This window comes from Salinicoccus cyprini (genome assembly GCF_007713705.1).
GTDB lineage: Bacteria > Bacillota > Bacilli > Staphylococcales > Salinicoccaceae > Salinicoccus > Salinicoccus cyprini.
The window spans coordinates 62,023-82,232 of the sequence record NZ_VMSJ01000005.1 but is presented as its reverse complement, the minus strand read 5'-3'; the positions used below and the strand labels follow the sequence as shown (position 1 = coordinate 82,232).

The 20,210-nt window shown below is 49.7% G+C and carries 20 protein-coding genes; 5 read left to right on the top strand and 15 right to left on the bottom strand.

All coding sequences use genetic code 11. The annotated features are described in order from the left end of the window. Positions 1 to 169: 169 nt before the first annotated feature. From gltX to FO441_RS10805, 10 genes are all read right to left on the bottom strand, one after another. Positions 170 to 1,624: a glutamate--tRNA ligase gene (gltX, locus tag FO441_RS10850; RefSeq protein ID WP_281287306.1), complete on the bottom strand. Its 1,455-nt coding sequence runs from the start codon at positions 1,622 to 1,624 to the stop codon at positions 170 to 172. Next, the gene (gene ispF, locus FO441_RS10845) at positions 1,621 to 2,106 is read right to left on the bottom strand and encodes a 2-C-methyl-D-erythritol 2,4-cyclodiphosphate synthase (protein WP_145289931.1); all 486 of its coding nucleotides are present in this window, start codon (positions 2,104 to 2,106) and stop codon (positions 1,621 to 1,623) included. Before ispF ends, gltX begins: the two co-directional genes overlap by 4 nt. Next, positions 2,099 to 2,785, bottom strand: a complete 687-nt coding sequence (gene ispD / locus FO441_RS10840) for a 2-C-methyl-D-erythritol 4-phosphate cytidylyltransferase (RefSeq protein ID WP_145289928.1) — start codon at positions 2,783 to 2,785, stop codon at positions 2,099 to 2,101. The genes ispF and ispD overlap by 8 nt, the downstream gene beginning before the upstream one ends. Positions 2,786 to 2,787: 2 nt before the next feature. Beyond that, positions 2,788 to 3,840 (bottom strand): PIN/TRAM domain-containing protein, encoded by a 1,053-nt coding sequence (locus FO441_RS10835; RefSeq protein ID WP_145289925.1) that lies wholly within the window; start codon positions 3,838 to 3,840, stop codon positions 2,788 to 2,790. A gap of 11 nt (positions 3,841 to 3,851) precedes the next feature. Next, positions 3,852 to 5,228 (bottom strand): DNA repair protein RadA, encoded by a 1,377-nt coding sequence (radA, locus tag FO441_RS10830; protein WP_145289923.1) that lies wholly within the window; start codon positions 5,226 to 5,228, stop codon positions 3,852 to 3,854. A gap of 136 nt (positions 5,229 to 5,364) precedes the next feature. Then, complete coding sequence (locus FO441_RS10825; RefSeq protein ID WP_145289921.1) at positions 5,365 to 6,660, bottom strand: NAD(P)H-dependent oxidoreductase; 1,296 nt, start codon at positions 6,658 to 6,660, stop codon at positions 5,365 to 5,367. A gap of 14 nt (positions 6,661 to 6,674) precedes the next feature. Further along, complete coding sequence (locus tag FO441_RS10820) at positions 6,675 to 7,037, bottom strand: PTS glucitol/sorbitol transporter subunit IIA (RefSeq protein WP_145289918.1); 363 nt, start codon at positions 7,035 to 7,037, stop codon at positions 6,675 to 6,677. Positions 7,038 to 7,060: 23 nt separating this feature from the next. Then, complete coding sequence (gene srlE, locus FO441_RS10815) at positions 7,061 to 8,071, bottom strand: PTS glucitol/sorbitol transporter subunit IIB (protein ID WP_145289915.1); 1,011 nt, start codon at positions 8,069 to 8,071, stop codon at positions 7,061 to 7,063. A 12-nt stretch (positions 8,072 to 8,083) separates the two neighbouring features. Beyond that, positions 8,084 to 8,617 (bottom strand): PTS glucitol/sorbitol transporter subunit IIC, encoded by a 534-nt coding sequence (gene srlA, locus FO441_RS10810; protein ID WP_145289912.1) that lies wholly within the window; start codon positions 8,615 to 8,617, stop codon positions 8,084 to 8,086. Positions 8,618 to 8,637: 20 nt separating this feature from the next. Beyond that, positions 8,638 to 9,009, bottom strand: a complete 372-nt coding sequence (locus FO441_RS10805; RefSeq protein ID WP_145289909.1) for a transcriptional regulator GutM — start codon at positions 9,007 to 9,009, stop codon at positions 8,638 to 8,640. A 196-nt stretch (positions 9,010 to 9,205) separates the two neighbouring features. Between FO441_RS10805 and FO441_RS10800 the strand changes: the two genes are divergently transcribed. The 4 genes from FO441_RS10800 to FO441_RS10785 all read left to right on the top strand — a co-directional run bounded on the left by FO441_RS10800 (position 9,206) and on the right by FO441_RS10785 (position 13,494). Beyond that, entirely contained in the window at positions 9,206 to 10,186 is a 981-nt protein-coding gene (locus FO441_RS10800) for a thiamine pyrophosphate-dependent dehydrogenase E1 component subunit alpha (RefSeq protein ID WP_145289908.1), read from the top strand. 12 nt (positions 10,187 to 10,198) lie between these two features. Then, positions 10,199 to 11,194 (top strand): alpha-ketoacid dehydrogenase subunit beta, encoded by a 996-nt coding sequence (locus FO441_RS10795; protein ID WP_145289906.1) that lies wholly within the window; start codon positions 10,199 to 10,201, stop codon positions 11,192 to 11,194. A gap of 2 nt (positions 11,195 to 11,196) precedes the next feature. After that, on the top strand, positions 11,197 to 12,468 hold the full coding sequence (locus tag FO441_RS10790) for a dihydrolipoamide acetyltransferase family protein (RefSeq protein WP_145289904.1): 1,272 nt from the start codon (positions 11,197 to 11,199) through the stop codon (positions 12,466 to 12,468). A 75-nt stretch (positions 12,469 to 12,543) separates the two neighbouring features. Next, positions 12,544 to 13,494 carry a sugar-binding transcriptional regulator gene (locus FO441_RS10785; RefSeq protein ID WP_145289901.1) on the top strand — a complete coding sequence of 317 codons (951 nt, stop codon included), beginning with the start codon at positions 12,544 to 12,546 and terminating at the stop codon, positions 13,492 to 13,494. Positions 13,495 to 13,552: 58 nt separating this feature from the next. Here the strand turns inward: FO441_RS10785 and FO441_RS10780 are convergent, their stop codons facing one another. Genes FO441_RS10780 through FO441_RS10765 form a run of 4 tightly spaced genes read right to left on the bottom strand, consistent with a single transcriptional unit; the run spans position 13,553 to position 18,001 of the window. After that, positions 13,553 to 15,991, bottom strand: a complete 2,439-nt coding sequence (locus FO441_RS10780) for an ATP-dependent Clp protease ATP-binding subunit (RefSeq protein WP_145289898.1) — start codon at positions 15,989 to 15,991, stop codon at positions 13,553 to 13,555. A 1-nt stretch (position 15,992) separates the two neighbouring features. Further along, positions 15,993 to 17,021 (bottom strand): protein arginine kinase, encoded by a 1,029-nt coding sequence (locus tag FO441_RS10775; protein WP_145290314.1) that lies wholly within the window; start codon positions 17,019 to 17,021, stop codon positions 15,993 to 15,995. After that, positions 17,011 to 17,529, bottom strand: a complete 519-nt coding sequence (locus FO441_RS10770; protein ID WP_145289896.1) for a UvrB/UvrC motif-containing protein — start codon at positions 17,527 to 17,529, stop codon at positions 17,011 to 17,013. Before FO441_RS10770 ends, FO441_RS10775 begins: the two co-directional genes overlap by 11 nt. A 4-nt stretch (positions 17,530 to 17,533) precedes the next feature. Continuing rightward, entirely contained in the window at positions 17,534 to 18,001 is a 468-nt protein-coding gene (locus tag FO441_RS10765; RefSeq protein WP_145289893.1) for a CtsR family transcriptional regulator, read from the bottom strand. Positions 18,002 to 18,204: 203 nt separating this feature from the next. On the opposite strand from FO441_RS10765, the gene FO441_RS10760 reads away from it, so the two are divergent. Further along, the gene (locus FO441_RS10760; RefSeq protein WP_145289890.1) at positions 18,205 to 19,416 is read left to right on the top strand and encodes a NupC/NupG family nucleoside CNT transporter; all 1,212 of its coding nucleotides are present in this window, start codon (positions 18,205 to 18,207) and stop codon (positions 19,414 to 19,416) included. Between the two features lie 78 nt (positions 19,417 to 19,494). Here the strand turns inward: FO441_RS10760 and FO441_RS10755 are convergent, their stop codons facing one another. Then, positions 19,495 to 20,208, bottom strand: coding sequence for a Crp/Fnr family transcriptional regulator (locus FO441_RS10755; protein ID WP_145289888.1), 714 nt, complete (start codon positions 20,206 to 20,208; stop codon positions 19,495 to 19,497). Positions 20,209 to 20,210 lie beyond the last annotated feature (2 nt).

The following is a 20,210-nucleotide window of genomic DNA, read 5'->3' as shown; positions in this document are numbered from 1 at the left end:
ATGCTGCACTCATGAAATATCAAATTGGACACAGAGGGCAATTCTGATCAATGGACGGTTATCCTCACACCTGCCGGATAATCTCTGGTTTCCGCCCGAAAATCATACTGGATTCTCTGTGCTAATAATCATAAAGGATTATGCAGCATGCTGCAACTTGTTTGTCCGGCTATTTCAGCTTGCCGATACGCTCCAGCGCCTTCTCTTTGCCGATCAGCGAAATGGTGTCGGGCAGTTCCGGACCGCGGGTCTGTCCTGTAACTGCCACACGAATCGGCATGAAAAGCTTCTTGCCTTTAAAGCCGGTCGACTTCTGCACATCCTTGATTGCTGCCTTGATGGCTTCGGGAGTGAAGTCCTCAAGTGCATCAAAACGATCGTACAGTGCCGCCATCAACTCGGGGATATGGTCATCGGCGATGACCGCATTGGCAGCCTCATCGAATTCGATCTCCTCTTTGAAGAACTGTTCGGAGAGTGTTGTAATCTCTCCGGCAAAACTCATCTGCTCCTGGTAGAGTGCGACGAGCTTGCGCGCCCAGTCCAGCTCCTCATCTGAAGCATTCTCCTCGACAAGCCCTTCCTTTACAAGGTGGGGCAGTGCCATCTGGAAGACTGTTTCCGCATCCTTTTCCTTCATGTACTGGTTATTGATCCACGTAAGCTTCTGCTTATCGAAGAAAGCAGGTGACTTCGACAGCCTCTTTTCATCGAACAGTTCGATGAACTGCTGCTTGGAGTAGATTTCATCCTCACCTTCAGGTGTCCAGCCAAGCAGGGCAATGAAATTGAAAAGTGCCTCAGGCAGGTAGCCGAGATCTTTGTACTGCTCGATGAACTGGATGATGGAACCATCACGTTTTGAAAGCTTCTTCTTGTCTTCATTGACGATGAGGGTCATATGGCCGAACTTCGGCTCTTCCCAGCCCATTGCTTCATATATCATCTGCTGTTTCGGTGTGTTGGATATATGGTCATCTCCGCGCAGAACATGAGAGATCTCCATTTCGTGGTCATCGACGACCACGGCGAAATTGTACGTCGGTACACCATCTCTTTTGACGATGACCCAGTCGCCGATACCATTGGACTCGAACGATACTTCACCTTTTACGATGTCATTGAACGTATAGGTCCTATCCTTCGGCACACGGAAGCGGATGCTCGGCTCTCTGCCCTCATCGATGAATGCCTGCTCCTCTTCAGCTGTAAGATTCGCATGCTGGCCGCCATATCTCGGCATCTCACTGCGGGCGATCTGTGCTTCGCGCTCCGCTTCGAGCTCTTCTGATGTCATGTAGCAGCGGTACGCCTTGCCTTCTTCCAGCAGTCTGTCTATTACAGGCTGGTAGATATGCTGGCGTTCGGACTGCCGGTATGGACCGTAGCCGCCATCCTGATCCACACTTTCATCCCATTCAAGGCCGAGCCACTTCAAATAGTGAAGCTGTGATTCTTCACCTGTCTCCACGTTTCTTGCACTGTCCGTATCTTCGATGCGGATGATGAAATCCCCATCATAGCGACGGGCGAAAAGATAGTTGAACAATGCTGACCTTGCATTGCCGATATGCAGATAGCCGGTGGGGCTTGGTGCATATCTTACTCTTACTTTATCCATTATGATTCCTCCACTTTTTCAATTAGAACCACCGCTTCAGAAGCGATGCCTTCGCCTCTGCCGGTGAATCCAAGCTTTTCAGTCGTTGTTGCCTTAATATTAACATTCGAGACATCCGTCTTCAAAAGGGATGCTGAGACATCGCGCATCTCGTCGATATACGGTCTGAATTTGGGGCGTTCCGCCATGATGACGGCATCGATATTTCCGAGCCTGTATCCTTTTTCGTGCATCATTGCCACCACTTCACCAAGGAGCACCTTGGAATCCATATCCTTGAAGGCTGCATCGGTGTCCGGAAAGAATTTGCCGATATCTCCAAGCGCCAGTGCGCCAAGTATGGCATCCGCCATCGTATGGAGGAGGACGTCGGCATCGGAATGACCTTTGAGCCCCCGGTCATAGGGGATTTCGATGCCGCCGATGATCAGCTTGCGGCCTTCTTCGAATGCATGTACATCGTAGCCATGTCCAATTCTAAACATGCTGGTCCGCCACCCTTTTGATGATGGATTCAGCCATGATGAGATCCTCCATCGTGGTGATTTTTATATTGTCGTAATTGGAAGTCACCACATGCACTTCCTTGCCGAGTGCCTCCACCATGCTGGAATCATCCGTCACTTTCAGGTCATTCTTCTCTGCCGCTTCATAGGCCTGCATGATCAGGTCATAGGAGAAGGCCTGCGGGGTGTGCACAACAAACAGCTCTTCCCGGGGGATTGTTTCCGATACTTTCCCGTCCTCCACCTTCTTGATTGTATCTATGACATTGACGCCACAGATGACAGCACCTTTATGCTTTACGTTCTGATACAGCTCAAAAAGGATATCCTGGGAGACGAAGGGGCGCGCACCATCATGAATCAGTACATGGTCACAGGGCGGTATCTGTTTCAGGACATTATAGATGCTGTCCTGACGCTCCTTCCCACCTTCATATATGCCTTTGACTTTAGGTGAATCCGAGAATAGACGCCTCATGCTATCAAGTTCATCCTTGCGGGCAGCAAGATATATCGCATCGCAGCTGCCATCGTTTTCAAACTGCCTGACCGTCATCTGTATGATTGCGATATCGTTGATCTGTATGAAGATCTTGTTATAGTCGTAGCCCATTCTTTTGCCAAGGCCTGCTGCTGGTATAATTGCTACATATCCCATATCTAACTCACTTTCTTCGAGAAAATTATTCTTCCAGAGTTTGTCTGGAGCACGCTTGTCACTTCCACTTTAATTGTCTGATTGATATATTTCCTGCCGTGATCCACGACAACCATCGTACCATCTTCCAGATAGCCGACACCCTGTCCTTCTTCTTTACCCACTTTCGAGACAAGAATGGTAATTCTGTCGCCTTGGAGGACGACCAGCTTGATGGCATCGGAAAGTGCATTCACATTGAGCACTTTTATCTGATGAAGCTGGCAGACACGGTTGAGGTTGAAATCCGTTGTGATGATATCGCCGTTTTCCTTTTTTGCCAGGTCGATCAGCTGATGATCCACATCCAGTTTATCATATTCAATTTCGCGGATTTCAGTCTGATCACTGATCTCCTGCAGCTGGCTCAGCATGTCGAGACCTCTTTGGCCCTTATCCCTTTTTATCGGGTCGGTCGAGTCTGCAATCAGCTGGAGCTCATCCAGTACAAATTGGGGAATGACAAGCTGTCCTTCAATAAACCCCGTCTTCATTATGTCAACAATTCTACCATCAATGATTGCACTTGTGTCGAGAAACTTCACTGAAGTCTCGTTCGTACGGGACACTTCCCTGCCCTTGTTGCGTGCAGGGAGAAGATCGACAATCTCACCAAGTTTGCTGATGCCGATCTGAAAGCCGAGATAGCCGAGCACTACGGCAAGTATGAATGGTATGATGTCACCGATTATCGGTAACGCGATTGTATTTATTATTAAAGAAATTAAGACAGCAATCAATAGACCGATGATCATACCAAGCGTCGCCAGGGATATCTCAAGCAGGCTTCTGTTCAGCAGCAGCCGCTCGCTGCTTTTTATCCAGCGTTCCACATGCCTTATCGTCCAGAAAAATAAAATATATATGAGTACGATGCCGAATACCGCATTGACGATATTGTTGTCGAGCCACCCCGGTGGATCAAAAGGCATGACCTGATAGATTTCAGGCATCAGCCATATGCCTCCGGATAGGCCCAGGAGCAGATAGCATACATATAGTAAGTATCGCAGCATCCTGTCACCTCCTAATCTTTGCTGAATGCTACTTTAAGCGCCTGACTGAGCGTCTTCACCCCGACCACTTCCATTCCATCGACCGGTTCCATCTTTGCATTGTTCGAGGCGGGTATGAATGCTCTGGTGAATCCGAGTTTCGCCGCTTCCTGCACACGCTGCTCGATTCTTGTCACCCGACGGACTTCCCCTGTCAGGCCGACTTCTCCGATGAAACAGTCGGTGCCTCTGACCGATGCCGATTTGAAGCTTGAAGCAATGCTGACAACGATGCTCAGATCGACAGCCGGTTCATCGAGCCTTACGCCGCCTGCAACCTTCACGTAGGCGTCATGCTGCTGCATGAGCAGCCCCTCACTCTTCTCGAGTACCGCCATGAGCAGCGACAGCCGGTTATGATCGATGCCTGTAGCCATCCGCCTCGGATTATGGAAGTGCGTCGGTGTCACCAGGGACTGCACTTCGACGAGCATCGCCCGTGTACCTTCCATTGTAGCGACGATTGCAGATCCCGGGCTGTTCTTCGATCTTTCCTCCAGAAATATTTCAGAAGGGTTGAGCACTTCCTTCAATCCTGTATTCTTCATCTCGAATATGCCCATTTCATTCGTCGAGCCGAAACGGTTCTTCACCGCCCTGAGCAATCTGTGTGTATGATGCTGTTCCCCTTCAAAATAAAGCACCGTATCCACCATGTGTTCGAGCAGCCGGGGTCCGGCAATCTGACCTTCCTTGGTGACGTGTCCGACGATGAAGGTCGCAATCTGCTGGCCCTTCGCGATGTTCATGATACTCTGGGTGCTTTCCCTGACCTGCGCAACGCTACCGGGCGCACTTGTGACGTCCGGATGGAAGATGGTCTGGATGGAGTCGATGATGAGGAAATCCGGCTCCAGCCGCTTCACTTCATCATGGATATAGAACAGATTGGTTTCAGCCAGTACATTCAATTCCTCGCTGGACTCTTCAAGACGGTCCGCTCTGAGCTTGATCTGCTCCACCGATTCCTCCCCTGAAACATACAGCACTTTGGCACTCTCTGACAGAATCAGTGCCGTCTGCAGCAGTATCGTCGATTTACCGATACCCGGATCGCCACCGATAAGTATGAGCGAACCAGAAACGATGCCGCCCCCAAGCACCCTGTCGAATTCCTGGATGCGTGTCTTCGTCCTCGGTGTATGCTCCTTCCTGACCCGGCTCAGCTTCTCACTCTTCGTTTTCTTGCCGTTATCAACCTTGCCAAGTGTGCCTTTGACCTTGGTCTCTTTATGAACAATCTTCTCTTCCATGCTGTTCCAAGCCCCGCAATTCGGACACTTGCCCATCCACTTGGGCGACTCGTAACCGCATGATAGACATTCGAAAATATTCTTCGCTTTTGCCATCAAACAGGCCTCCATAAATATAATTATTACTATTATATATTTTCTGGAAGAAAATATATAGTTATAGCATCCATACAGCGGACAGCACAAAAACAAGGCTGCCCGAGGCAGCCTTGTCCAGTGTAGACGGTCGTATCTATTTTTTCAATAATTCATCCTGCTTCCTTCTCAGTTCCCATATGAGGGAGGATTCGCCGCCCTCGACATCTGCGTATGTGATGACTTCACCTTTCGCAATATCCCGCTGAAGCACCAGATTGCTGTTCACCAGTCCGATCGGCAGAGCATCCTGTGCCTTTGCCTCTTCATATTTGTAGACCTGGCCGTAGACGGTATATCCACCGATGCTGTCCAGATGGTCTCCTTTTTTAAGATCGATCTTGGCGACTGTGACAGTCTCGGCAACCATGCCTTTATAAGGGGCAATGGTCGGCGTGCCGCTCAAGTATGCTTTCGCAATCGAAAGCGGCGTCTCGAGGCTCGTCAGGTGATACGGTCGATAGAGGACGTAGTTTGGTCCGGGTCCCATGCTCAAGTACTTGAGTTCCGCATTCACTTCCTCCTTATCGGAGGCGATGATGATGAAGACACCCGGCGCCACGCCGTTGATGTATTCGACAATATACTTGTTCTGCACCTTGCCGCCATCCGCTTCCAGTCTGAAGATTTCAGGCAGATCCTTCACTCCACCGGAGAAGCCGTGCATTCCTGGAATATCCGGCACATACCCGGTCGCATTGGCCACCGCATTCATTTCGACCATCGTCTTTGTACCATCCTGGAAGGAGGCGATCATCTTGGGACTGGATCCCTTCTCTTTCGCCACCTCCTTGACACTGTCCGGATTGGCTTCAAGGTTCAATGGATTATTCTTTCCTTTGCCGAGTGCCACAACATCGAACCCGAGCGCATCTGCAAAATCGTAGAGCTCCATGATGGCACCCGGTTCGTCACCGGCAGAACCGGTATAGATGACTCCGTTCTCCTCGGCCAGCCGATAGAGGTAGTAGCCGATGGTGATATCCGCTTCGACATTCAGCATAACGATGTGCTTTTTATTTTCAATCGCCTTGATTGCAACGGATGCACCCACTTCAGGGACACCTGTCGCATCAACGACCACATCCACCCCATCCAGTTCACTCATCAGACCGGCATCCGTCAATGCGACACTCTTGCCTTCAGCTATTGCCTTGTCAGCATCTTCTTTATTTTCAGCCGTGGCAATGTCCGCTTCTTCAAGACCGGCGTTTCTATAGGCCGATGTGATGCTGTCCAGATTGATGTCTGCTGTGGCGACGACCTTCATGCCATTCATTGAGGCAATCTGGGAGATCATGCCCCTCCCCATCTGTCCCGCGCCGACCAGACCGACTCCGATATGCTTCCCCGACTCCTGCAGCTGCTTCAGTTCTCTATTTACTCCTAACATGACATCCTCCTTGATTAACTGTTTTTTATGATGATTTCCTGGCCTTCCCGAAGTTCAGGAATCTCCTTCTTTTCGAGGCATACGGTGCCCGGCAGGTCGGAGTGGCTTTCGCCGTTGAAATTGAAGGTCGCATGTCCGAGATCCCTCAAAGTCTCGTTGGCGACATCTCCCACAAAGAGGATTTCAAATGATGTATCGCCGAGATGCATATAGTCGCCGGCAGCCACTGGTTCGGTGACGCCCGAACCGTTGTGGATGACCGCAATATCTTTCAGTTCCTGCGGTGCAGTTTCATTAAAAAGGATGAGCATATCGCCTTCCTTCATCATTTCCCACTCTTTTCCGAGTTCGACGATTGTGGATTTTAGTTTTTCCATGAAATTCTACAGCTCCTTGTTTCCTAGTAGATTGTAAAGCTCAGTGCAAAGGCGATCAGTACGGCAACAGGTCCTGTAATGACCCGCGAGAACAGTACCGCCGGTACACCGACTTCGATCGTTTCCGGCTCCGCTTCACCCAGAGTGAGTCCAACCGGTACAAAGTCCGCGCCGACCTGTGGGTTGATGGCGAAGAGCGCTGGCAGTGCCATTTCCGGCGGAATGTTTCCGTTGCCGATTTCGACACCGATCAGTACACCGACGACCTGGGCGATGACTGCACCCGGACCAAGGACCGGGGAGAGGATCGGGAGTGAGATGATGATTGATAGGATCAGCAGCCCCATGATGTTGCCTGCAAGCGGCGTCACAAGGTTGGCGATGATATCACCGATGCCGGTGAATGTGATGATACCGATGAGCATCGATACGAAAGCCATGAATGGCAGAATGTTCTTGATGACCTGGTCGATCGTTTCACGCCCGGCCTGGTAGAATACGCTGACGACGCCACCCATTGCGCGTCCGATCTTTTCGATGAAGTTCGCCTTTTTCGGTTCCCTATAGTTCTCCGCAACTTTCTGTCTGGCCTCCGCCTTCAATTCCTGCGCGGTCTTCTTGCCTGAGACCGGTGCGTCCGGTAGCGGTCTGTCCTCGCCCGGAGCAGCGTTCGTCACCTCGACGTTATGGTTTCTCACCCCGGAGACAAAGTTGTCTTCTTTTATGAACTGCATGAGCGGACCCGATGGACCGGTACCATGCACGTTGATTGTCATGACATCATTTTTCGGATAGATGCCGCATCGTGCCGTGCCCCCGCAGTCGATGACGACACATGCCATTTCATCGTAGTCGACTTTCGTACTGAAGGCGTCGACAGCAGTCGCTCCTGTTTCGTCCGCAATGTGCTGTGCCAAAGGATGGATGCCACCGCCGGTCACTGACGCAATGTAAGGTTTTTCATCACTCGGCGAGATGGTGAGGGGACCTCCCCAGCCTCCCGAACCCTTTGAAATCTTGACTGATTTGTACATATGGTAGACCCCCTATTCCTTCTCTGTATAGCCTTGTTTTTTCATCATTCTTACAGTAATGAACTCGGTAACCACACCTCTGATCAGAATGACGATCAGGCCGGTTACAAAGTACATGATGGCCAGCGGTCCAAGTGGCAGCCCGAGCGTCGTCAGTCCTGCAGAGATTCCCAGATAGACGAAAAGCTCCGCCGGATTCGCATGCGGGAAAAGCCCGGTGATCGGGTGGACGAAGGATACGGCAGAATCATAGAATGCCGGCTTCTGCTTCTCAGGCAGAAATCGTCCGAACGTATAGGCCATCGGATTTGTCAGAAAGAATACTGCAAGCAGCGGGAACAGTGTATATCTGAAGATGAAGAATTTGGTAAGCTTCTGTGCAAACCTGGCAACGCGTTCTTCTCCGACAAATTTGACAACAGCATTTACAGCCGTGATCAGAACAATCAGAAGCGGGATGATTCCGGTGACCATACCCATGAAAGTTTCTCCACCAGCTTCAAACATGCCGATGAATCCTTCAGCTATCCTTACAATGAAATCCATGGTCATAACCTACTTTCCTGTCATTTTTTCTCTACTTCTATTTTTTCAATTGCCTTATATAGCGCCTGCTGTGTCTGGGGATCCGTATTGAAAGCAAGTAGTGAGGAAAGGTTTTCCCCGATTGCTTCGGAATACTTCTCAAACCGTGAGAACACTGTGACCCCGCTCATCCTCTTGGCATCCACTACAACATCATGTTCGTCACTTACAAGCACCATGACGACACCCTTTCCAAAACGCTTCTTGCTGACACCGACACCCAAGTATCCAGAACCCCTCCGACTCATCTCATGGATGGTGCTGTAGTAGTTCTTCATCTGGAAATGGGTCATCATGAACTGCGCTGCCCATAGCAGGACGAAAACCGCACCTATGAAAATCCAGGTCTGCACACCGACCGCCCCCTTTACATTCGTTCCTTTCTAGAACTTATGTAAATAATAAAGCGCTTTCAATTTAAAGTCAATAGATTTCTGAAAATTTTTAAAAGGACCTAAAAACTGTAATTAAAATTTGACAAACTTAACGTAATCCCTTACATTATTATCAAATGTTCTGTTTATGAACAAATGTAAAGGGAGGCGTATTATGAATCTACAGGTTCCTGAGAAAGTAACTGATGAGAAACTGCTTGAGCTTTACGAACAGATGTGGCTGATAAGGCTATTCGATGAGAAGGTGGACGAGTTCTTCGCGAAAGGAAAGATTCATGGCACCACTCACCTGGCTGTCGGCCAGGAAGCGTCAGCGGCTGGAGTATGTGCGCTGCTCGATGATACGGACAAGATTACGAGCACACATAGGGGACACGGACACTGCATCGCCAAAGGGGCGGACGTCAATAATATGATGGCGGAACTTTTCGGCAGAACGACCGGCTACTGCAAGGGCAAAGGCGGGTCGATGCATATTGCAGATCTTGAGAAGGGCAACCTCGGCGCCAACGGCATCGTCGGTGGCGGCTTCGCGATTGCGACAGGTGCGGCACTGACTTCAAAGATGCGTAATGAGGGGTACATCGTCGCCTGCTTCTTCGGGGATGGCGCATCAAATGAAGGCAGCTTCCATGAAGCAATCAACCTCGCCTCCGTCTGGCAGCTGCCCGTCGTCTTCGTATGCGAGAACAACCAGTACGGCATGTCAGGCTCGGTGAATGACATGACCAACATTAAAAATATCGCAGATCGTGCGGCTTCCTACGGTATTCCAGGAACAGTCGTCGACGGCAATAACATTTTCGATGTAATGAACGCGATGGAAGAAGCAGCCGACTTTGCCAGAAATGGTAACGGTCCAAGCATCATCGAATGCAAGACCTACCGCTGGAAGGGACACTCGAAGAGTGACGCCAAGAAGTACAGGACCCGTGATGAGGAGCAGGAATGGCGGGCCAAGGATCCGATCAAAAGAATGCGCGATAATATGATCGAGCACGGCATCTTTACTGAAGAAGACGCCGAAAGAATCAAAAAAGAAGCTGTCCAGAAAATAGAGGATAGCGTGGAGTTCGCCCTCAACAGCCCGGAGCCGGATGTATCAACACTACTCGAAGATGTCTATGCTGAATAGGAGGATATGATAATGAGGGAAATAACTTATTTGGAAGCAGTCAGGGAGGCACTCTCCCAGGAAATGAGAAAGAATGATGATGTCTACATGCTCGGGGAGGATATCGGAGTATATGGTGGTGCATTCGGTGTATCCCGCGGCATGATCGAGGAATTCGGACCGGAGCGTATCCGGAACACCCCTATTTCCGAAGCAGCCATTTCAGGCGCAGCTATCGGCTCTGCTCTGACAGGCATGCGTCCGATTCTGGAGCTGCAGTTCTCCGACTTCATCACCATCGCGATGGATAATCTGGCGAACCAGGCAGCCAAGATCAGGTATATGTATGGCGGCAAGGGGACCATCCCGATCGTTGTCCGGACACCATCCGGCTCAGGTACAGGCGCAGCAGCCCAGCACTCGCAGAGTCTTGAAGCATGGGTGGCCCATATACCGGGACTGAAAGTCGTCCAGCCATCAACAGCAAGCGATGCCAAAGGGCTGCTGAAAGCGGCAATGGATGATGACAACCCGGTCATCTTCTATGAGCATAAGCTGCTCTATAAAACGTCGGAAGACGTACCCGAAGAGCAGTACAGCATTCCGCTCGGCAAAGCGGATATCAAACGGGAAGGGACGGATGCGACGATTGTCGCGACCGGTGTCATGGTCCACAAGGCGCTTGAAGCAGCTGAGAAACTTGCTGAAAATGGCATTGAAGTCGAAATCGTCGATCCGAGGACTCTCGTGCCATTCGATGTGGAGACTGTCGTCGAATCGGTCAAGAAGACAGGACGTCTGCTCGTTGTGCATGAAGCAGTCAAGTTCGGTGGCATTGGTGGGGAGATTGCATCCATCGTCGCTGAAAGCGAGGCATTTGATTACCTGGACCACCCGATCAGACGTCTTGGCGCAGCCTTTGTACCAGTACCCTACAACCCTACGCTTGAAAAAGCAGCCATCCCGTCGGTTGAGGAAATTATCGCAAATGTTGCCGAAATGGTGAACTACCAGTCCGAGGAGGGATAGAGATGGCAAATGAGATTTTCATGCCCAAATTGAGCAGTACGATGGCTGAAGGTACCGTCATAGAATGGTTTAAAGAAGAAGGCGATACGGTGGAAGTCGGCGAACCGATCTTGGAAATCATGACCGACAAGATCAATATTGAAGTTGAATCCTATAACGACGGTATATTACTGAAAAAATATTTTGAAGCGGATGATGTCGTCCCGGTCAACCATGTCATCGGTTTCATCGGTGAAGCGGGAGAATCCGTTCCCGATGAAGCACCCGGCGAGAGCGGGGCCGCCTCTGAAGAAGGTTTAGATGCACCTGCAGAGAGCAAGCAGCAGGATGATACTGCAGAAAGTGCAACATCCAAATCTGAAGTTTCTGGCAAAAGGGAGTCGATGATCGGCAAAGTGCGGGCCACACCGGCTGCACGGGCACACGCCAGAAACAATGACGTGGATATCAAACATGTCACAGGCAGTGGGAGAAATGGACGCATCCATAAGGCCGATGTCGTCAATCATCTCTACACGCAGACGGAAACGCCAGCAAAACAGACGAGCAGCGTAAATGAACCTGTATCATCAGCTCCGGAAAGCCAGGCTGCGCCTGTCCGGACCGAGAAATTGAGAGGTTCACGCAAAGTGACAGCAGACCGCATGGCCGACAGCAGTTCGACCATCCCCCATGTCACATTGAATTTTGAAGTGAATATGGATACGCTGATTGAACTGAGGAAGAATCTGAACGCAAGGCATGAAGATGTAAAGGTATCCTTCAACGATCTGTTCATTCTCATCACGTCAAAAGCATTGAATCTGCACCCGGATGTCAACATCACTTTCCAGGACAATGAAATCAGCTACCACGAAGAAAGAAACATCTCGCTGGCTGTTGCTGTGGATAAGGAGCTGTTTGTCCCTGTCGTCAAAAATACCGAGAAGATGGGTTTATTCGGCATCAGCAAAGAAATCAGGCGGCTGATCGAGGATACACGCAGCCGCAAGCTCGCCCAGGAGGATATGACCGGCGGCACATTCACCATCTCGAACCTCGGCATGTACAGCATTACAAGCTTTACCCCCATCATCAATAAACCGCAGGCGGCCATACTCGGTATCGGTGCCACAACCGATCAGCCGGCATTGAAGGATGGTGTGCTCCATAACAGGAAAGTGGCGACACTCAGCCTTTCATTTGACCACAGAGTCATCAATGGTGCTCCTGCTGCAGCTTTCTGTGACACCATCAAGAAGCTGGTGGAACATCCGATTGAACTGATCCTGTAACGAGAATGCCATCCTTATAATGGGATGGCATTCCGTAATTGAGGTGGTATAATTTACCTATGAGAGGATGAGTTTATGAGAGCCATTGTAGATGATAGAAAACTGATAGTTAAAGTGTGCAAACTCTACTACTTCGATGGAATGACACAGGCTCAGATTGCCAAGAGAATTGGAGTTTCCAGACCAATCGTCTCCAAAATGCTGTCAAAAGCAAAGGAGGAAAAGATTGTAGAAATATTCATCAAGGACGAGAGTGCTCATACAGTGGATCTCGAGCTGCATATAGAAAAGAAATATGGCATAAAGGAAGCCATCGTCGTATCAAAGTCCGGTTATGAGTCGGGTGTCCTGCTCGATCTGCTCGGCCAGGCGGCGGCCTCCTATGTATCAAAGAAAATAGGCGGCATCGAATCTCTCGGCATCAGCTGGGGCAAATCTGTGTCGAGCTTTGTGGATGCCTATCCGTTCGAGAAGAATGAAAATGTAAAAGTGGTGCCGCTCATCGGCGGCATGGGCCGCAGTGAGCTCGATCTACACTCCAACATGCTGGCACTCAAACTGGCGCAGAAACTGCATACGCACTGCAGCTACTTGTATGCACCGGCCATGATCGAGAACGCCGATACAAAAAACAGGCTGCTCGAATCAGAAGACATCAACGGGGTGCTCCAGGAAGGCAACGCAGTCGACATGGCCATTGTCGGTATCGGCAACCCTGTCGTCGATTCCACCATGGAAAAGATCGGCTACCTTTCCAATGAAGACGTGGCATCACTGAAGGCAGCCGATGCCATCGGAGACATCAACTCCTTCTTCTTTGATATTGACGGGATCCCGATCCTCCACCCGCTGAACGACAGCATCATCGGAGTCGATCTCGAGTCGCTCAAGGCGATTGATACGACCATTGCCCTCGCCACCGGCGACAATAAGACACTGAGCATCCATTCCGCCCTCCTCAGCGGTGCGGTGGATGTGCTGGTGACCGATGATGAAACAGCGCAGAAGATACTGGATATCGAATAGAACAGAAAAAACGACGGACCATTATGTCATCAGACGATGGTCCGTCGTTTTCGTTATATTATTCTGCTGTAACACTTTCTTTGGTCGTCACACTGAATTCATCATCTTTATAGTCGATCGTTACAATTCTGCCTTCAAGCTCTTCCCCGGAAAGGAGTGATTCACTGAGCCTATCCTCGATATGACGCTGGATGGATCGCGCAAGCGGGCGTGCACCATATTCCGGATCATATCCTTCATCTGCAATCTTTTCGGTTGCAGCTTCAGTAACCTCAAGATGGATATCCTGGCTGTCGAGGCGTTTCGTGAGCTGATCGATCATCAGCTTGACGATTTCTTTGAGATGCTCTTTCTCCAGACTGTGGAAGACGATGATATCATCCACACGGTTGATGAATTCCGGACGGAAAGTATTTTTCAATTCCTTCATCATCGTGTTGCGGATTGTATCATAGTCACGTGCCTGGTCTGTTGTACCGAAGCCGGCGAACTTATTGTCCTTGAGCTCCTGCGCACCGACGTTTGATGTCATGACGATGATGGTGTTGCGGAAGTCGACTGTACGTCCATTGGAATCTGTCAGACGACCGTCATCCAATACTTGGAGCAGCATGTTGAAGACATCCGGGTGCGCTTTTTCTATTTCATCGAATAGGACGAGTGAATAAGGCTTTCTTCTCACTTTTTCAGTCAGCTGTCCGCCATCTTCATATCCCACATACCCAGGAGGCGAACCGACGAGACGGGAGACGGAATGCTTCTCCATGTACTCACTCATGTCCACACGGATCATCGCATCCTCTTCACCGAACATCGCTTCGCTGAGTGCGCGGCCGAGCTCGGTCTTACCGACACCTGTCGGTCCGAGGAAGATGAAGCTGCCGATCGGACGCTTCGGATTCTTCAGTCCGGCACGTGCCCTTCTGACCGCCTTGGCGATGGATGTTACTGCATCCTCCTGTCCGATGACACGATTGTGCAGAATGGATTCGAGATTCATCAGTCTATCGGACTCATCCTCGGCAATTTTTGCGAGTGGGATACCTGTGATGCCGCTGATGACGATTTCTATATCACTTTTCTTGACGGACTGTGACGCCTGGCCCTGTTCCTTCTTCCAGTCATCCTCACGTCTTTTCAGTTCCTCTTCGAGTTTCGTCTGCTGATCCCTGTAGTTTGCCGCTGCTTCGAACTCCTGGCTCTGTACAGCAGAATCCTTTTCTTTCTTGATTGCTTCCAGTTTGCTTTCCAGGTCTTTAAGATCCGGTGGGGACGTGTAGCTTCTCAGCCTTACTTTGGAGGACGCTTCATCGATCAGGTCGATTGCCTTGTCCGGCAGGAACCTGTCCTGGACGTAGCGGTCACTCATGACTGCAGCTGCTTCCAGCGCCTCATCCGTGATTGTGATTCTGTGATGCGCCTCATAACGGTCGCGAAGACCTCTGAGAATAAGAATGGCATCTTCCACACTCGGCTCATCCACCTGTACCGGCTGGAAACGGCGTTCCAGTGCGGCGTCTTTTTCGATGTGCTTGCGGTACTCATCAAGCGTTGTCGCACCGATGCATTGCAGTTCACCACGTGCCAGTGCCGGCTTCAGAATGTTGGATGCATCGATCGCACCTTCTGCGCCGCCTGCACCGATCAGTGTGTGGAGCTCATCGATGAAGAGGACGACGTTGCCCGCCTTATGGATTTCCTCCATGACCTTCTTCATGCGCTCTTCGAACTCACCACGGTACTTTGTACCGGCGACAACCGTACCCATGTCGAGTGACATGACACGCTTGTCCTTCAGTGTTTCAGGCACTTCATTTTTGACGATCGCCTGTGCAAGACCTTCAGCGATGGCTGTTTTACCGACACCCGGTTCACCGATCAGTACCGGGTTGTTCTTCGTTCTTCTGCTGAGTACTTCGATGACACGTGTAATCTCCTTGGAGCGTCCGATGACCGGGTCGAGCATCTCATCACGGGCAATCTGAGTCAGATCACGCGCCAGTGAATCGAGTGTCGGGGTATTGTGGTCCTTTTTCATACTGTCCTTCTGCTGGAAGGATTCAGGGTTGCCGAGCATCTTGATGACAGCAGCACGTGCTTTGGTGATGTTCAGATCAAGATTCGACAGTACACGTGCAGCAACGCCTTCGCTCTCTCTGATCAGACCGAGCAGCAGGTGTTCCGTGCCTACGAAATTATGGTGCAGCTTGCGTGCTTCATCCATGGAGAGTTCGATGACTTTCTTCGCTCTCGGCGTATAGTGGATGGAAGAGGATGGTTCGGTACCTTCATTGATCAGGTTGAACACTTCTTCCTTCACTTTCTCTTCAGTGATATTGAAGGATGCGAGTACTTTGGCTGCAATGCCTTCATTTTCTTTGACCAGCCCGAGCAGCAGGTGCTCTGTGCCGATATTGGAGTGTTTGAGGTTGATTGCTTCTTCCTGTGCATAAGCGAGCACTTTCTGCGCTCTTTCAGTTAATCTGCCAAATAGCATATTATTCCCCTCCTAGTAATTGTCTCATCAGCGTCGCACGCTCTTCTTCCACAGCGCGCTCCAGTGATGCTATTTCTCTATTCTGCTCATTCAGGCGCATTTTGATGAATGCAGGCTGAATCAATTGAATCCATTTCTGGAATTGAAAATCTTCATGTTCCATCAGCTCGAGGTCGATTCCGAGTTTGATATCACTCAGGCATTTGGCCGCTTCCTTGAGCGGCAGCTTATAGGCGTGCTTCAGGAGACCGTATGAACGGTAGACCGAATCCTTCACTTCAATCAGATGTTCACTTTTGAACTGTGAGCGCATCTCGATCTCCTCTTCCACAATCCGTTCCTTCAATTCATCCAGGTTGCTGATGATTTCTTCTTCCGTCTGGCCAAGGGTCAGCTGGTTGGAAAGCTGGTAGATGTGGCCGAGCGGAATGGATCCTTCCCCGTATATACCTCTCAATGTAAAACCGAAGCGGCTCAGATTCGCCGCCAGCGTCTGAATTCTGCTGCCGAACGTCATGGCCGGCAGATGCAGCATGACCGAAGCCCTGAGACCGGTACCGATATTGGTCGGACATGCTGTCAGATAACCATACTGGTCGTCGAATGCATAGCTCACTTCAGCTTCTATTCTATCATCAATTTCATTCGCTTTACTGTAGAGCGACATCAGGGGCATGCCGACACCCATTGTCTGAATGCGCAAGTGGTCTTCCTCATTGATCATGATGGAAACCGATTCTTCTTCATTGATGTAGCTGAGCAGTCCCCGCTTTGTGAACAGTGGACTGATCAGATGCTTTTCAACAAGCAGTGCCTTGTCCTCAAACTGAAGTGCGTCCATCTGTATACGTCTGTACCCTGTCAGTGTACCATCCAATCTATCCAATACAGGTGCAAGATGGGCTTCGTCATTCATCATATGGGGAAAAGGCAGATTGCTGATATTTCTGGCCAGCCTGACCCGTGTCGACATCTCGACAGGCAGCTCTTTTACATTCTGCATCCATGGGCTGATATGGTTATATTCCATTGCTGTCACCTGCCTGTTCCAGTGCTCTGATTTCATCCCTTACAATGACCGCTTCCTCGAATTCCTGAGTTTCGACCAGCTGGGCCAATCTTTCCTTCAGCTCTTCTATTTTTCGCTTGGTCTGCAGATGCGCCCGTGACTTCATCGGTACTTTGCCGATATGTTCCGACTGGTGGGCCTGTACACGGCTGATGATGTCAGGCACCTGTACTTCGAATGCATCATAGCAGTCCGGACAGCCGAACTTGCCCATATGGACGATGGTGTTGATCGTCGAACCGCATGTTTCGCACTGTTTCGGCTGCTGCTTTGCCTGGTGCAATGATGGATGCTGGGACAGTGACTGCAGCAGCTTCTGAATGTTGAATGTATCATCCGGATAGCTGAAATCATTTTCAAATGAAGCATTGGCGCACTGCTCACAAAGGAACTTTTCCGTCTTTTCGAGACCGTTGCCCTTTGATATGTGGATCGTCGCTTCCCTTTCGTTGCAGGATTCGCACTTCATCCGCTCACTCCTCACTGTAGAGAATGACGTCGATCACCCTCGTCAGAATATTTGCCCTGAGGCGGTCACGATATGGCAGGTCGAGCATGAGGCTCTCCCTTTCCAGTACCGCATCTATGATCTTTGCTTCTTTTCGTGTCACCACTTCGTTCTCCATCAGGGACTGGACGATGCGATTGGCATTCTGCTGCGAGATGCCGTCCCCGATCAGCTGCTTCAGGCGTGCCAGATAATCGGATTTGGAATGTGTTTCGACTTTCGTAATCCGGATGTATCCGCCGCCGCCTCTTTTGCTTTCGACGGTGTAGCCATGCTCATTAGTAAAACGGGTCTTTATTACATAGTTCAGCTGTGAGGGGACACAGTCGAACTTCTCAGCGATATGCGCACGCTTGATTTCGACGACTTCACCGCCGGACTGCTCGATGAGCTGTTTCAAGTACTGCTCGATTATATCCGACATATTGCGCATTTCATCACCCCTTTTGACCTTCTTTGACTATAATTATATATCCTATGATTGAATATGGCAAATGGAATGTTTTGCAAATTCGCTCTTTATTTCTGTAACCGTTTGCATTATAATTAATCAGGATGTTCCATCAATCTTACATATACAGAAGGAAACAGTCTATTATATAATGTACAAAAATTATCAATTATGAGGTGACAGATTTGAATATTCTTATGGGTATCGTCGGGATTGCGTTTACATTCTTCCTGGCGTGGATCGTCAGCAGTGACCGCAAGCGTGCTTTCAGCAAATGGAAGAACATACTGATCCTGCTCGCCATCCAGTTGCTACTTGCCTTCCTTCTACTTTCCACTGGTGCCGGTGAAGCACTGATTGGCGCACTTGCAACCGGCTTCAACGCATTGCTCGGATTTGCAGCTGAAGGTGTCGCATTCGTCATGGGTGACCTGACAACACTTGGCGACGGTTCTGCAGCCGACGTATTCTTCTTTAACGTATTGCTGCCGATCATCGTTATTTCCGCTCTGATCGGCATCCTGCAGTTCACAAAGATTTTGCCATTCATCATCCGCGGACTTGGCTTCCTGTTGACCAAGATCACAGGCATGGGATATCTTGAATCCTATAACGGTGCCGCTTCCATGATTCTTGGCCAGTCCGAAGTATTCATTTCACTCAAGAACCAGCTGCCGCATCTGCCTAAGCACCGTCTCTATACATTGTCTGCACAGGCGATGAGTTCGGTTTCACTGTCCATCGTCGGCGCATATATGACGATGCTTGAACCACAGTACGTGGTTACAGCAATTGTACTCAACCTGTTCGGTACATATGTCATTGTACATATCATCAATCCATATGATGTGACGGAGACTGAAGACGCTGCAGACGTGGATGATAATCCAGACGCAGGGAAGTCATTCTTCCAGGTTCTGGGTGACTACATCATGGATGGTGCGCGTGTTGCACTGACTGTTGCAGCAATGCTGATCGGTTACATTGCGCTCATTGCCATTCTGAATGAAGCATTCCTGCTCATCCCTGGCATGAGCATCACCTTCCAGGACGTTCTCGGCTACATCTTCATGCCAATCGCATTCCTCATTGGTATTCCGTGGTCTGAAGCCCAGCAGGCGGGTGCCCTGATGGCAACCAAGCTGATTACGAATGAATTCGTTGCGATGCTCGACTACACTGCCATTGCAGAAGAGTTCAGCCGCAAGTCCCAGGCGATGGTTTCCGTATTCCTGGTATCATTTGCGAACTTCTCAAGTATCGGTATCATTGCGGGCTCCGTCAAAGGTCTGCATAATGAAAGCGGCGATAAAGTTGCGCGCTTCGGTCTGAAGCTTGTCTACGGTGCTTCCCTTGTCAGCGTTCTGACAGCAGCGGTTGTCGGTTTCTTCGCATAACAATTACAGAGTAAGAATAAAAGACAGGCCCGCGGGTCTGTCTTTTTTATTTACGGATTATAATTTCCATCCGTCCTATTAATCATCGGCAGTCAATAGAGCCTCCTGATTCAAAATACGGATCACACGGTGATCTTCTTGTTCAATCCATCCCGCATCTTCGAACTTGGCAAGTTTCCGGCTGATCGTTTCAGGTGTGGTTCCAAGGAACGAGGCAAGATCCTTCCGTGACATGGATAGCTTGAAATCTGTAGATTCATTTTCCTCCACTTGTTGAGCCAGATAGGAAGCAATACGTGTCTCTATATCTTCTGTGACAAAACTTGTCATTTGAAGTTCTGTCCGTTCAAGCCGATTTGAGAACTCACTCAGTATTTTCAATGAAATGTCCGGAAATTTCCTTAGGAGTAAGTGCAGATCCGTACGGTGTATGCTGCAGATCTCCGTCTTTTCCATGGCTTCTGCATAAACTTCATGTATCGATTCCGTAAAAAGGGCAAGTTCACCTGTAAAATCGCCTGGCTGCAAAATTCTGATCAGCTGCTCTTTTCCATTCTCAGAGAGACGGTAGATTTTAATCTTCCCTTGGTGAATAATATATAAGGAATCCGAGACATCTCCAGCCTGGTATAAGGACTCGCCCCTTTTTAAAGATATCGGACGGGTTGCTTTCACGACTTTCTTCATTTCTTCCTCTTGAAGATGGTTGAAGATCGGAACGATGGAAACACATGAGTGAGCGGCTTTTCTGTTGTTTTCCACTGTATGACTGCACAATTCCCGATGCTCCATGC

What these genes read in the sequence shown, in the direction of transcription:
- ispF (WP_145289931.1), bottom strand. Translation starts at nt 2,106, where the DNA reads ATGTTTAGAATTGGACATGGCTACGATGTACATGCATTCGAAGAAGGC.
- ispD (WP_145289928.1), bottom strand. Translation starts at nt 2,785, where the DNA reads ATGGGATATGTAGCAATTATACCAGCAGCAGGCCTTGGCAAAAGAATG.
- FO441_RS10835 (WP_145289925.1), bottom strand. Translation starts at nt 3,840, where the DNA reads ATGCTGCGATACTTACTATATGTATGCTATCTGCTCCTGGGCCTATCC.
- radA (WP_145289923.1), bottom strand. Translation starts at nt 5,228, where the DNA reads ATGGCAAAAGCGAAGAATATTTTCGAATGTCTATCATGCGGTTACGAG.
- FO441_RS10825 (WP_145289921.1), bottom strand. Translation starts at nt 6,660, where the DNA reads ATGTTAGGAGTAAATAGAGAACTGAAGCAGCTGCAGGAGTCGGGGAAG.
- FO441_RS10820 (WP_145289918.1), bottom strand. Translation starts at nt 7,037, where the DNA reads ATGGAAAAACTAAAATCCACAATCGTCGAACTCGGAAAAGAGTGGGAA.
- srlE (WP_145289915.1), bottom strand. Translation starts at nt 8,071, where the DNA reads ATGTACAAATCAGTCAAGATTTCAAAGGGTTCGGGAGGCTGGGGAGGT.
- srlA (WP_145289912.1), bottom strand. Translation starts at nt 8,617, where the DNA reads ATGGATTTCATTGTAAGGATAGCTGAAGGATTCATCGGCATGTTTGAA.
- FO441_RS10800 (WP_145289908.1), top strand. Translation starts at nt 9,206, where the DNA reads ATGAATCTACAGGTTCCTGAGAAAGTAACTGATGAGAAACTGCTTGAG.
- FO441_RS10795 (WP_145289906.1), top strand. Translation starts at nt 10,199, where the DNA reads ATGAGGGAAATAACTTATTTGGAAGCAGTCAGGGAGGCACTCTCCCAG.
- FO441_RS10790 (WP_145289904.1), top strand. Translation starts at nt 11,197, where the DNA reads ATGGCAAATGAGATTTTCATGCCCAAATTGAGCAGTACGATGGCTGAA.
- FO441_RS10785 (WP_145289901.1), top strand. Translation starts at nt 12,544, where the DNA reads ATGAGAGCCATTGTAGATGATAGAAAACTGATAGTTAAAGTGTGCAAA.
- FO441_RS10780 (WP_145289898.1), bottom strand. Translation starts at nt 15,991, where the DNA reads ATGCTATTTGGCAGATTAACTGAAAGAGCGCAGAAAGTGCTCGCTTAT.
- FO441_RS10775 (WP_145290314.1), bottom strand. Translation starts at nt 17,021, where the DNA reads ATGGAATATAACCATATCAGCCCATGGATGCAGAATGTAAAAGAGCTG.
- FO441_RS10770 (WP_145289896.1), bottom strand. Translation starts at nt 17,529, where the DNA reads ATGAAGTGCGAATCCTGCAACGAAAGGGAAGCGACGATCCACATATCA.
- FO441_RS10765 (WP_145289893.1), bottom strand. Translation starts at nt 18,001, where the DNA reads ATGCGCAATATGTCGGATATAATCGAGCAGTACTTGAAACAGCTCATC.
- FO441_RS10755 (WP_145289888.1), bottom strand. Translation starts at nt 20,208, where the DNA reads ATGGAGCATCGGGAATTGTGCAGTCATACAGTGGAAAACAACAGAAAA.